Annotated in this window: 10 protein-coding genes; all 10 read left to right on the forward strand. The window is 61.5% G+C overall.

The genetic code is table 11. The features are described 5' to 3' along the window. Positions 1 to 16: 16 nt before the first annotated feature. The 10 genes from G9U53_RS26750 (at position 17) to G9U53_RS26795 (ending at position 12,782) form a co-directional block, all read left to right on the forward strand. The gene (locus G9U53_RS26750; protein ID WP_003946303.1) at positions 17 to 670 is read left to right on the forward strand and encodes a TetR/AcrR family transcriptional regulator; all 654 of its coding nucleotides are present in this window, start codon (positions 17 to 19) and stop codon (positions 668 to 670) included. 189 nt (positions 671 to 859) lie between these two features. After that, positions 860 to 1,501, forward strand: coding sequence for a ScbR family autoregulator-binding transcription factor (locus G9U53_RS26755; RefSeq protein ID WP_003946317.1), 642 nt, complete (start codon positions 860 to 862; stop codon positions 1,499 to 1,501). A gap of 286 nt (positions 1,502 to 1,787) precedes the next feature. After that, positions 1,788 to 2,234: a holo-ACP synthase gene (locus tag G9U53_RS26760; protein ID WP_047270297.1), complete on the forward strand. Its 447-nt coding sequence runs from the start codon at positions 1,788 to 1,790 to the stop codon at positions 2,232 to 2,234. Further along, the gene (locus tag G9U53_RS26765) at positions 2,227 to 2,469 is read left to right on the forward strand and encodes an acyl carrier protein (protein WP_003946296.1); all 243 of its coding nucleotides are present in this window, start codon (positions 2,227 to 2,229) and stop codon (positions 2,467 to 2,469) included. The genes G9U53_RS26760 and G9U53_RS26765 overlap by 8 nt, the downstream gene beginning before the upstream one ends. Beyond that, positions 2,466 to 3,656 carry an acyl-CoA dehydrogenase family protein gene (locus G9U53_RS26770; RefSeq protein ID WP_003946288.1) on the forward strand — a complete coding sequence of 397 codons (1,191 nt, stop codon included), beginning with the start codon at positions 2,466 to 2,468 and terminating at the stop codon, positions 3,654 to 3,656. Before G9U53_RS26765 ends, G9U53_RS26770 begins: the two co-directional genes overlap by 4 nt. Beyond that, complete coding sequence (locus tag G9U53_RS26775) at positions 3,653 to 4,609, forward strand: amino acid--[acyl-carrier-protein] ligase (RefSeq protein ID WP_165639605.1); 957 nt, start codon at positions 3,653 to 3,655, stop codon at positions 4,607 to 4,609. Before G9U53_RS26770 ends, G9U53_RS26775 begins: the two co-directional genes overlap by 4 nt. Further along, complete coding sequence (locus tag G9U53_RS26780) at positions 4,609 to 5,595, forward strand: DUF1839 family protein (RefSeq protein WP_081558197.1); 987 nt, start codon at positions 4,609 to 4,611, stop codon at positions 5,593 to 5,595. Before G9U53_RS26775 ends, G9U53_RS26780 begins: the two co-directional genes overlap by 1 nt. A gap of 2 nt (positions 5,596 to 5,597) precedes the next feature. Beyond that, positions 5,598 to 8,183: a glycosyl hydrolase gene (locus G9U53_RS26785; RefSeq protein ID WP_165639606.1), complete on the forward strand. Its 2,586-nt coding sequence runs from the start codon at positions 5,598 to 5,600 to the stop codon at positions 8,181 to 8,183. 128 nt (positions 8,184 to 8,311) lie between these two features. After that, entirely contained in the window at positions 8,312 to 11,938 is a 3,627-nt protein-coding gene (gene mfd / locus G9U53_RS26790; protein ID WP_003946285.1) for a transcription-repair coupling factor, read from the forward strand. A 7-nt stretch (positions 11,939 to 11,945) separates the two neighbouring features. Next, positions 11,946 to 12,782 (forward strand): MazG family protein, encoded by an 837-nt coding sequence (locus tag G9U53_RS26795; protein ID WP_030536281.1) that lies wholly within the window; start codon positions 11,946 to 11,948, stop codon positions 12,780 to 12,782. Positions 12,783 to 13,003 lie beyond the last annotated feature (221 nt).

The raw sequence follows: 13,003 nt of genomic DNA on the forward strand, positions 1-13,003 counted from the left end.
CGGCGAGAGGAAGACAATGGCGACGGTGTCCGGTTCGGGTGGCGGGGATCCAGTTCCCGAACGAGTGACACGGATCCGGATGACCGGTACCCAACGTCGGCAACAGCTGATCGAGATCGGGCGGGCATTGTTCGCCGAACGGGGATACGAAGCGACCTCGATCGAGGAGATCGCCCAGCGCGCGAACGTGTCCAAGCCTGTCGTGTACGAGCACTTCGGCGGCAAGGAGGGGCTGTACGCCGTCGTAGTGGACCGGGAGATGTCGCGACTCCTCGAGATGATCACGTCTTCGCTCTCACAAAATCGCTCGAGAGTTCGAGTCGAGCGGGTTGCGTTGGCTTTGCTCACCTACGTGGAAGAGCACACCGACGGATTTCGGATACTCGTGCGCGATTCGTCCGTTGTCGCGCCCAGTGGGACATATTCGAGCCTCCTCAACGACGCGATCAGTCAGGTGGGCTACCTGTTGGCGGGGGACTTCTCCAGACGCGGTTTCGACCCCGGACTAGCAACGATGTACGCACAGGCGCTTGTCGGCATGGTGTCCACTACGGCTACTTGGTGGCTCGACGAACGGACTCCGTCGAAGGAAGTTGTCGCCGCTCACCTCGTGAATTTGTGTTGGAATGGGCTGACGAATCTGGAAGCCGATCCACAATTGGAGGGTTAACCAGGCGCGCCTGCCGCGCAGAGATGGATCGCGGTCTAAGCTGTGTTCGCTGTATCACGATCGTTTGATGGGCAAATGTCTCATTTGTTTGCAGGGTGGGTTGAATGCCGAACCGTGCCATCCATTTTGACGCTGTGAACGGGTAAGACCAAGAATTCGTTCGATGTGTGGTGATTGGAGGCCGGATCGATGGTGAGGCAAGAGCGGGCAGAAGCCACCCGTGATTCGGTGCTGCGCGGAGCAGCGGGTGTGTTCTTGCGCCTGGGCTATGCCAATGCCAGCTTGAGCGAGATCATCGCCGAGTCGCAGGTGACCAAAGGCGCCCTGTACTTCCATTTCGGGTCCAAGGAAGAACTCGCGCGGGCCGTGATCGACGAGGGTTCGGCACGTTTCGACGCAAAATGTGAGCTCTGGTTGGACCGTCGAACTCCCGCGCTCGAGTCACTGATCGGTATTTCGTCGGTCATCGTCGACATCGGTGCGCATGACGCCATGGTTAGAGCTACGTTCCGCTTGTTGGTCGAGATCGGGGACTATCGGGGCTCCGGGCCGGCGACTCTGGACGTGTGGCTCGACATTTACCGTGAACTTGCCAGCCGTGCGGCCGACGAAGGTGATCTGCGTTCGGACGCGGATTCTGCTGACATTGCTCGTTTCCTGTTGGAAGTTGCGTCGGGAGTTCGGCTGATGGCAGCCGCGACCGGGACCGTTCGTGAGCTTTCGGACTCTATGAAGGCATCGTGGAACCTGATACTTCCGATCGTGGTCCCGGAATCGAAAGTGGAGTACTTCAGGCAATTCGCGGCCCGTCGCCTTGCCAGTGATCACTGAAATCACTGGCTCTCCGCACTGCTCCTTTGGTCAATTTACTGCAAATGTCCTGGTAGGGACATTGTTCTCTTTGTTCTGCATTCGAAACAAACTAAGAGTATGTTTATAGTGTTGATGGGAATCTGAAAGTCCGATCTTGCCGTCAATCTTCGGATTGCGGTATGTTCTATCGGTAGCTGAAGAATTGCTGAGAATGAAGGTTTGTCAGGGCAGGGTGACGGCGTCGGCGCACCGGGCAGCATAGGGGGCTGCCCGGCGTGTACGACCCCAGATGGGGAGTCAACAGATGGGTGACACTGCGCCGACGCCGATGCTCGACATCGGCCCGCGGATCGGCTGTGACGTAGTGAACGTCGTGGATGTCACTCGAAGTATCGAACTCTTCGGGCGGAGGTATCTCGATCGGACCTTCACCCCGCACGAATTGCAGACGTGCGCCGGGCCGGCGCGGGATCAACGATTGGCTGCACGTTTCGCCGCCAAAGAGGCTGTGGTGAAGGTACTGCGGCCTGGTGACGTTCCCGTTCCGTGGAGTTCCATCGAAATCACTCGGGCCGAGTGGGGTGGCTGTGGGGTGACGCTGTCCGGTAATGCCGCGGAACTCGCGCGGACCCAGGATCTGCACGATTTTCAAGTATCTATCTCGCACGAAGCGGACGTGGCCATCGCAATGGTGATCGCAACACGCTCGGGCGCTCGCATCGAAAAGAAGGACGACATCGCTGATGATTGATCAGGCAATTCGGAAAGTGCTCGTCGAGCACGGTCGGCTGGCAGTCGACGTGAGCACGATCGACGGAGAGGCCGATCTTTACGAGTTGGGTTTGACGTCGCACGCGAGCGTGAATGTCATGTTGGCGCTGGAGGATTCGTTCGACATCGAGTTCCCTGACGAGTTGTTGCGGAAGAGTACTTTCGCAAGCGTCAAGGCGATCGAGGGTGCGTTGACGGAGTTGGGTGCTGCATGAACGCTCCGCAATCGCAGTGCTCCACCGGAACGGCCCTCGAGCGGGCCGCACGGTTGGCCGACGAAGTTGCAGCGGTGTGGGCCGACGAAGTCGATGCAGAAGCAAGGTTTCCGCGTGAAGCTGTCGACGCCATGCGAAGCGAACGGCTGCTGTCCGTAGCTGTGCCGAGGGAACTAGGCGGCGAAGGGCTCTCGCTGCAGGAAGTGTCGCAGATCGCCCGTGTGATCGGAACGCGCTGTGCAGCAAGCGGAATGATTTTCGCGATGCATCAGACGCAGATATACTCGTTGGTCAAGCACGGCAACACCGAAGCACTACGCGAGTTTGTCGAAGAAACGGTCGACAAGCAATTGCTGTTGGCATCGGCAACCACTGAGCTGGGAATCGGTGGTGACGTCAGCCGGAGTTACTGCGCGGTGGAAGACTTGGGCGGTCACCTGCTGTTGATCAAGAACGCGCCTGTCATTTCGTACGGTGAACACTCCGACGCGATAGTCGTGACGGCTCGGCGAACACCGGAGAGTCAGCCGAACGATCAGGTTCTCGTGGTGTGTCGTACCCCAGACCTGACGCTCGAACGCACCACCGAGTGGAACACGCTGGGGCTGAGGGGTACTTGCAGTCTCGGTTACATCCTTCGGGCCACCTCGACGCCGGAGATGGTCGCCGGCGTACCGTATTCCGATATCTCCACCCACACGATGCTTCCGGTCTCGCACGTCGTCTGGAGTTCGGTGTGGTTGGGAATTGCCGACGCTGCAGTCGAGAAGGCGCGCAAGTACGTGCGTGCCGCCGCCCGCAAGCAGCCCGGGGTCACTTCCCCCGGAGCGCTGCGGCTCGCCGAAGTTGCCGCTTCGGCACAACAATTCGCCGATCTCGTCGGTGCCTCTGCGCGCAGGTACGACCGCGCAGTCCACGCGGAGGAAGGCGTTGCCGATTTCGAGGCGACGGGAGCGGTGGGATTTTCGCTCGCGATGAACAACCTGAAAGTCACAGCGTCGACAGCGGTGGTGGAAATCGTGGGGCAGACAATGTTGATCTGTGGAATCTCGGGATATCGCGAGGACACCGAATTTTCGCTCGGTCGGCACCTTCGTGACGCGCACGGCGCAGCGGTGATGGTGAACAACGATCGAATCATGGCAGGTTCAGCGCACATGGCTATCGGATACCGGGGAACGCTATGACGAACGAGACTGTGACGAACGAGACTGTGACAGGCGAGACCGATCTGGATCGGGCCCGGGCTGCATTTCAACGTGAACTGCTCGTCGAAGGACTTCTCGTCGAGACGGAGGTGCCGGGACTCTACGGGCGTTCCGGCGTGTTCGAGGACATCGTCGACGGTATCGACCGAGTGGTGATTGCAGCGGGGCCAGGCGACGCCGCGACTCGGCTGCGGTTCCCGCCGGTGTTCCCGCGGAGCAGTTTCGAGCGCACCGACTACATCGCTTCGTTTCCCAACCTCACCGGCGCCATCAACACCTTCGCCGGTTCCAATCGCGATCACGCGCGACTGCTGGCCGATCGCGCCGAGGGACAATCGTGGGACCGCCACCTCGAGCCGACCGAGACCATGCTCGTGTCCGCAGCGTGCCATCCTGCCTATGCGCGGTATACCGGAGTTCTCCCCGAAGGCGGAGTGCTGCTGGACATCTACGGTTTTTGCTTCCGGCACGAACCGGCGATCGATCCGGCTCGCATGCAAGCGTTTCGGATGCACGAGTTCGTGACGATCGGTGACGCCGCGGCAGCGCGAGCGCATCGCGAGCATTGGATCGAGCGGGGGCTCGAGGTGCTCGGCCGGCTCGAACTCGACGCTACCCCGGTGATCGCCAATGATCCTTTCTTCGGGCGCGCCGGAAAGATGCTTGCAGCCAACCAGCGTGAAGAGAATCTCAAGACGGAACTGACGGTTCGGCTCTACGGAGATCTCGACGAGGGCACGGCGATCGTGTCCTCGAACAACCATCTCGACCATTTCGGTGTCAACTTCGACATCCGAACGGCGGAGGGGGAGGTGGCACACAGCTCGTGCGTCGGATTCGGGATGGAGCGAATCGCGTTGTCCTTGTTGCGGACTCATGGTCTTGACGTGGCTGCATGGCCAACCTCCGTTCGTGAACGAATGGGCATCTGATGTCACGGCTGATCGACATTTCACCTGATCGCTACCGGCCCCATTCGTTGCACCAGGACGACCGCGTGTGGGCGCAGACCAACTGCTACACGGATCTGTGGATCGAAGTGTTGCATTCGCTGGGGTTGGACCCCGTCCCGGCATTGGCATGTGCCTTCTCATCGCGGTTCGACGGGACTCAGTGGACGTTCCTCAAGCTCAAGGCCGAGGACATCTACGCGCTGTACGGAATCGAAGTCGCCGAGATGAACGTCTGGCGGGCACCGCTGATCCATGTCGAGGACAACCTCGCGGTTGGGATGCTGTCGACGGTTGAAGTGGACGGATACTGGCTTCCCGACACTCTTGGAACGAGTTATCACGAGGGGCACACCAAGACCACGATCGTGCCCAATCGGATCGATCGCGTTGCCGGCGAGCTCGAGTACTTTCACAACAGCGGGTACTACTTGCTGCGAGGCGACGATTTCTCCGGCGTCTTCGATCTCGATCGTTCCTCACTTCCTTCGTTCGTGCCCTATGTCGAACAGATCAGGTTGAATCCGGTTCACGCGACCAACGCCGGAAACATCGCCGAAGTGGCTCGGCGGAATGTAGCGGTTCGAGCGGTGGGTAATCCCGTGCGAGAGCTGGGACGCAAGGTGATCGAAGACCTCGAATGGGTGCAGGGGGCGGGTATGGATGCGTTTCACCTCTGGTCCTTCGGGCTACTTCGTCAGTGCGGGGCCAGCGCGGAGCTGGCTGCCGACGCCAGCGAGTTCTTGGACACTGCAGGTTTCTCCGGGACAGGCGAAGCTGCGCCAGATTTCCGCAAAGTGGCATCCGGTGCCAAGAGCGTGCAGTTTCAGATGGCGCGTGCATCCAGGGGCCGCGCGGTGGACCCGCGTGAGCAACTCGACGAGATGGCCGTGTCGTGGAAGAGGGCGATGGAAATCGTTGCCGACACAGTCGGCGTCGACTCGCATCGACACTTGAGGTTGGTCTGACAGTGCCTCGTTCGTCAGCAGACCTGCTGGCCGGCGCGATATGGCGATGCGCTGCAACCGAACCCGGATCCATATCCGACCCGGATGCCCTCGAAGGTGTGACCGAGTGGGTCGCAGCGTCCGTGCCTGGAACAGTCGTCGGTGCGTTACGTGCGGAGCAGACGGACGCCGGACGCACGAAGTCCGTTTCGTCGTCGTCTGTTTCAGAATCGTCCGTTTCATCGTCGGACTGGTGGTTCGTGACTACCGTGGCCACGACCGGTGAGGGGTCGTGGCTGCTCCAGTTCGACGGTATGACGGCGTTTGCGGATGTCTGGATCGGCGGTGTCCGTGTCGCGTCCACTGAATCCATGTTCACACCTGGGGAAGTGATCATTCCGGCCGGAGTCGGAGCTGGTAAACGTGTCCAGGTGGCTGTTCATTTTCATTCTCTCTCCGCGATTTTGAGATCGAGGCGTCCCCGAGGGCGTTGGCGCTCGTCGATGGTCCGTGAACAGGGTCTTCGGTGGATCCGAACCACGATGCTCGGTATGGCTCCCGTGTTCAGTGGTGTACCGGTACCGGTGGGTCCGTGGCGGGGTATCCGCTTGTTGGACAAGGGGATTGCCGCCGCAGTCTCTGCTGTCAAGCATGCGAGTATTGACGGCACAACCGGTCGCGTTGCCGTCAGTGCTCGGCTCACCGGATTGCCGGCCTCGCTGGAGTACGTGACCGTGCGCGTCGGCGAACACTCGCGGCAATTGGCTGTATCCGCCGGACCGGATGGATTTCTCGAGGTGTCCGGCGTCGTCGAAGTGCCGGACGCGCAGTTGTGGTGGCCGCACACTCATGGCACCCCGCGCACTTATCGGGTGACGATGGAAGCGCTCGGAGTCTCCGAGCATCTCGGTTCAGTTGGCTTCCGGACGGTGGAGGTCGACAGATCCGATGGTGGATTCCGTTTGTATGTCAACGGCATCCGGGTGTACTGCCGTGGTTCGGTGTGGGTGCCGACCGACCCGATCTCGCTTCAAGGCGACGCCGGCACCACTCGTGTCTTGGAACGCCTGGCAGAGGCGGGCCTGAACATGATTCGAATCCCGGGGACGATGGTCTACGAGAGCGACCACTTCTGGGAGGAATGCGCGCGTCTGGGCATTCTCGTGTGGCAGGACATGATGTTGGCGACGCTCGATCCGCCCGACACCGACGAATTCTTCGAACTCGTTGCCTCCGAGGTCACCGAGTTCTTGCACAGAGTGCGCGGAAATCCCGCTTTGGCAGTCTTCTGCGGCGGCAGCGAGACCGAACAGCAGCCGACCATGCTGGGCTTGGTCGATCAACACATCCCGCTCATTCATTCGAGACTGCCGGAGTTGATCTCGACGGTGGCACCCGAACTCGAGTACGTGACTTCGTCCCCCTCGGCGCCTCGCGGGGGCGAGCAATTGGCAACGCATGTCGGAAGCGGGGTCGCTCACTACTTCGGGGTGGGTGCCTATCGTCGTCCACTGGCCGACGTGCTCAGCGCGCGAGTACGTTTTGCGACCGAATCATTGGCATTTTCGATTCCACCGTCGAATGCGGTGATCGAGAACGAATTCGGTTCACTCGCCGTCGCGGGGCACCACCCGGCATGGAAAGCCGCGGTGCCTCGGGACAACGGATCGTCGTGGGATTTCGAGGATGTTCGGGACCACTACGTCCACGCGCTTTTCGGCGAAGACGCTCGTGAAGTCCGGTGGTCCGACCCGGAACGCTATCTCGACCTGGGGCGAGCAGCTGTATGTGAGGCGTTCGCATCGACGCTCGGATACTGGCGTCGCCCGGACTCTCGGTGCGACGGCGCCTTGACACTCGCACTGCGAGACCTGGAGCCCGGACCGGGATGGGGGGTCCTCGATTGGAGCGGCAGCCCCAAAGCTCCGTGGTTCGTGCTCCGTAGGAGCGCCAAACCGATCGCGCTCCTCGTCACGGACGACGGTATGGACGGATTGAGGCTCGACGCGATCAACGAGACCGCCGAACCTGTCGTCGGCGAGATCAGGTTTCGAGCGCACAGTCGGTCAGGTGTCGTCCCGGTCGACGTCGCGCTACCGGTCAAGGTGGAAGCGCATTCAAGTCTGACCTGGTCCGTGAACAGCCTTGTCGGCCGTTTCACCGACCTCACTCACGTCTTTCGGTTCGGGGCGCGGACATACGACGCCGTCACCGTCACACTCGAAGACGAAGACGGCGAGATGGTGGACGAAGTGGTCCACCTCCTGGGTGGCTCGGCGCGGCCTCGCGAGCGATCGGTCGGACTTGTTGCCACAGCGCGCAACGTCGGTGACGAAGAGTGGGTAGTCGACGTCTCGACGGATGCTTCCGCCCAATACGTTGCCCTCGAACTGCAGGGCTTCGAGCCCGAAGACTCCTGGTTCCACCTCGCGCCGAACGGTCGCAGGACTGTACGCCTACGGAGAACCGGTCAGGCGACGAAGGTGATCGGTCGCGTTCGGGCGCTCAACTCATACGTGAGTGCGGCCGTGGCGCCGCCGATCACTCCGGTCACACAATCCTCGCCGTCCAAGCGGACGTCGAAGAAGACGAGTGCTACGGGAAACTGAACGGATCGGACTGCGCTGCGAGATCGCACACCGATAGAATCGAACCGGCGCACAACTCTGCCTCGGTGGGGATATTGCGCTCGGGCTGTGCGTCCGCAACCCGTCATCACTGTTCAGGAGCGCGTTCGTTGACTTCCTTGTCCTCTGCCCAGACTGCGCTCGCTGGACTCGCCGAGGTCGCCCTCGCAGATGCCGCGTTCACTCCGGTGATCGAATCCATCGGCTCGGCCGCCTTGGACATCGTGGCTCCGAAGCCGGCTCGACCGTTCATCGCCGCTGCACTCGCCGCTCGCACGCCGGTGCTGCTGGTGACGGCCACCGGTCGTGAAGCCGACGATCTCACTTCGGAACTCACCGAGATGCTCGGTGGAGGCGTGGCGCAGTTCCCGTCGTGGGAAACATTGCCGCACGAGCGACTGTCGCCGAGCGCGGATACCGTTGGGCGACGGGTGGAGGTACTGCGCAGACTCGCCAGACCAGACGACGCCTCGTACGGATCGCCACTTCGGGTGATCGTCACCACGGTGCGCTCTCTCGTTCAGCCGATGGCGCCAGGCCTGGGCGAGATAGAACCGATCACGTTGCGCGTCGGCACCGAGATCGATTTCGATTCCGTTCTGGTTCGTCTGGTGGAGATGGCGTACAGCCGCGTCGACATGGTGGGAAAGCGTGGTGAGTTCGCGGTCCGTGGTGGCATTCTCGACCTGTTCTCGCCGACGGCGGATCATCCGGTCCGTATCGAATTCTGGGGTGACGAGGTATCGGAGCTTCGCTACTTCTCAGTTGCCGATCAGCGTTCGCTAGCGGACGTCGACGTCGATTCCGTGATCGCGCCGCCGTGTCGTGAACTGATTTTGACAGCTGATGTTCGTGATCGAGCTGCCGCACTCGCTGCTGAGAACCAGGCTGACGCGTCGTTGGTCGAGATGCTGGACAAGATCTCGGCAGGTATCCCCGTCGAGGGGATGGAAGCTCTGCTCCCGGTTCTCAAACCCGGTGAACTGCAGCTACTTTCCGATGTACTTCCTGAAGGGGCGCACATTCTTCTGTGTGATCCGGAAAAGGTGCGCACCCGCGCCACCGACCTGGTGCGCACCGGCCAGGAATTCTTGGAAGCATCGTGGACGGCGGCGTCGATCGGCGGCGCTGCACCGCTCGACACGTCGATCCTCAACGGCGGAGGAGTCGATCTCGGTGCCTCCGCGTACCGGTCGCTTCGTCATGTTCGCGAATCTGCCGAAGCTGCCGGCCGACCCTGGTGGACAGTCAGCCCGCTGGCGTCGGGAAACGGTGAAGAACTCGAACTCCCGGTGCATGCGGCACCGCAGGTGCGCGGTTCCGACGACCTGTTGGCCGAGCTGTTCGTCAGCCTTCGGGCGCACGTGAGCACGGGCGGTCGCGCGGCGATCGTGGTGGCAGGTGCCGGAACCGCAAGCCGCGTCGTGGAGCGACTCGGTGAAGCCGAAGTGCCCGCCAAGATGCTCGATGCCGGCGCCACCCCCGCCCGTGGACAGGTCGCGGTGCTCCGCGGATCACTGCATGACGGACTGGTACTCGCCGGCGACGACTCGACGCCTGGGATGGTGATCGTCACCGAGTCCGATCTGACCGGCAACCGCGTTGCTGCGGTCGGCGACGGAAAGCGCTTGCCGGCCAAGCGCCGCAATCAGGTTGATCCCCTCGCGCTGTCGGCAGGGGACATGGTCGTGCATGATCAGCACGGTATCGGCCGGTTCGTCGAAATGGTCGAACGCACTATCGGTGGGGCGCGTCGTGAATACCTGGTCATCGAATACGCGCCGAGCAAGCGCGGTCACCCGGGCGATCGTCTGTTCGTCCCGATGGAATCGCTCGATCAACTCTCCCGATACGTCGGTGGGGAGTTGCCGGCGCTGAGCAAGCTCGGTGGATCCGACTGGGCAAACACCAAGCGTAAGGCCCGCAAGGCAGTTCGTGAGATCGCGGGCGAGCTGGTTCAGCTCTACGCAGCGCGTCAGGCTGCTCCCGGGCATGCGTTCGGCCCGGACACACCGTGGCAGAAGGAACTCGAAGACGCATTCGCTTTCACCGAGACGATCGACCAGTTGACCGTCATCAGTGAGGTCAAGGCCGACATGGAGAAGCCGGTTCCGATGGACCGGGTGGTGATCGGTGACGTCGGGTACGGCAAGACGGAGATCGCCGTTCGCGCCGCGTTCAAGGCAGTGCAGGACGGCAAGCAGGTGGCGGTGCTGGTGCCGACGACTCTGCTTGCACAGCAACATCTTCAGACCTTCACTGAACGAATGGCGTCGTTCCCGGTAAAGGTGCGAGGGCTGTCCCGGTTCACCGACGCCAAGGACTCGAAGGAAATCATCGCAGGCATGGCGGAAGGTGAGATCGACATCGTCGTCGGTACTCACAGGTTGCTGCAGACCGGTATTCGCTGGAAGGACCTCGGGCTTGTGATCGTCGACGAGGAACAGCGATTCGGAGTCGAGCACAAGGAACACATCAAGGCGCTACGCACCCACGTCGACGTCCTGACGATGTCGGCTACCCCGATTCCTCGTACTCTCGAGATGAGCATGGCCGGGATCCGCGAAATGTCCACGATCCTCACACCGCCGGAAGAACGTCATCCGATCCTCACGTACGTCGGCGCGTATGCGGACAAGCAGGTTGCCGCGGCCATCCGGCGTGAACTTCTGCGCGACGGCCAGGTCTTCTACGTACACAACCGTGTCAGCTCGATCGACAAGGCAGCCAAGAAGATCCGTGAACTCGTCCCGGAGGCTCGCGTCGTCGTCGCGCACGGTCAGATGAACGAGGACACTCTCGAAAAGACCGTGCAAGGATTCTGGGAACGCGACTTCGACGTGTTGGTCTGTACCACGATCATCGAAACCGGTCTGGACATCTCGAACGCGAACACACTGATCGTCGAACGTGCGGATTCGCTGGGCCTCTCGCAGTTGCATCAGCTTCGCGGACGCGTCGGGCGTAGTCGTGAACGTGGATACGCCTATTTCCTGTACCCGGCCGAAAAGCCTTTGACGGAAACGGCATACGACCGACTGGCAACGATTTCGCAGAATTCGGACCTCGGCGCGGGTATGGCCGTCGCGATGAAGGACCTCGAAATCCGTGGAGCCGGAAACGTTCTGGGCGCAGAGCAGTCCGGCCACGTCGCGGGGGTCGGGTTCGATCTGTACGTCAGGCTGGTCGGTGAGGCGGTCGAAGCCTTCCGGGCTGCAGCCGACGGCAAACCGATCACAATGGACGAGGGCACGAAGGAAGTCCGGATCGACCTACCGGTGGACGCGCACATCCCGCCCGACTACGTCACCAGTGACAGGCTCAGGTTGGAGGGGTACCGCAAGCTCGCTGCGGCAACTGATTCCGACGGCATCGCTGCCGTAGTCGAAGAACTGGTCGATCGCTACGGCCCACTGCCCGAAGAGGTTCGACGGCTGATCTCGGTGGCCAAGCTTCGACTGCTCTGCCGCGAGTATCAACTGGAGGAAGTCGCCGTTACCGGAACTCAGCTCAAGATCTCGCCTATGTCACTGCCCGATTCCAAACAGATCAGGCTCAAGAGGATCTATCCGAGCGCGCAGTACCGGGCAACGACCGGGCTCGTGCAACTCCCGCTGCCTCGCACCGGCGGAGTCGGCTCGGATCGCCTGCGGGACGTCGAATTGCTCCAGTACATCGCGGACTTCATCCTGGCGATTGACGGGCGCGCCGCCGGTGCCGTCCTGGTCGAGGCGTGAGCACACGGTGAACGAATCGCCCGTCGTCGTACTGCTCGATCCTTTGCGGCCGCATGTCTTTCCGCTGGAGGCGCTCCCGTTCCTGTCCGGCGCGATCGATATCGACCCGGACGTCCCCGACTCGGTACGCGGCGCACTGCCGGCCACGACACCCGGCGCCGCGGTGACTGTGATGATGGACACCGCCGAGCCGAAGATCGCGGCGTTGTCTGCCGCTGGGGTAAAGATGATTCGCGCCGAACCCATTCACGGCGATCGACTGGTGGAAGCGGCGTCGATCATGGACCGGTTGTGGAATCGCGGCGGTTGGGAGTCGACCCAGACGCACGAGAGCCTCTCCGTTTACCTCGTCGAGGAGACCTACGAGGTACTCGACGCGATTCGAAGCGACGACGAGAGCGATCTTCGGGAGGAACTCGGAGACCTGTTGCTTCAGGTGTTGTTCCACTCGCGGATCGCTCAAGCACACGGTGTTTTCGAATTGGACGACGTGGCCGGTGCATTGATCGCGAAACTCGTGCACCGCAGCCCGCACCTGGTCAGTTCCGGGGCGGTCGACATCGCTGAGCAAGAGCGGGCGTGGGACGCTTTGAAGGCTGCCGAGAAGGCTCGCGCGTCATCCATGGACGGCATCGCTCGGTCGCAGCCGCCGTTGCTCCTCGCCGAAAAAGTACTGAGCAGGGCCGCCAAAGCCGGTGTGATCGAAAGCGCCGATGAAGCTGATCTGGAAGCTCTGATCGAGCAGTGCCGACGCGCCGACACTGCACTCCTGGGCGCCCTGGACATGCTGATCGCCGACATTCGGATTCGTGAGGGAAGACGTCTCGAAGACGTGGAGGATTAGCCCACTTTGACGTAATTGCCCGGTAATCACCTGGCAATCGGAAAATAGCTTGGGCTTGGTGAGTGCAGTTGAAACAAACCTAAGGTATGTTTACGTACGAAATGAGCAACACTGGGTCGTTTTCTTGCATGAATTGGCCTTTGATCGGCGGTTATGTAGGGGGGTCCGATGACGGTTCATTTCTGCACTGCGAGCAGCGAGGTACGGCAACCGGCGGGGTG

The organism is Rhodococcus sp. D-46 (assembly GCF_011290655.1).
Taxonomy (GTDB): Bacteria; Actinomycetota; Actinomycetes; order Mycobacteriales; family Mycobacteriaceae; genus Rhodococcus_F; species Rhodococcus_F qingshengii.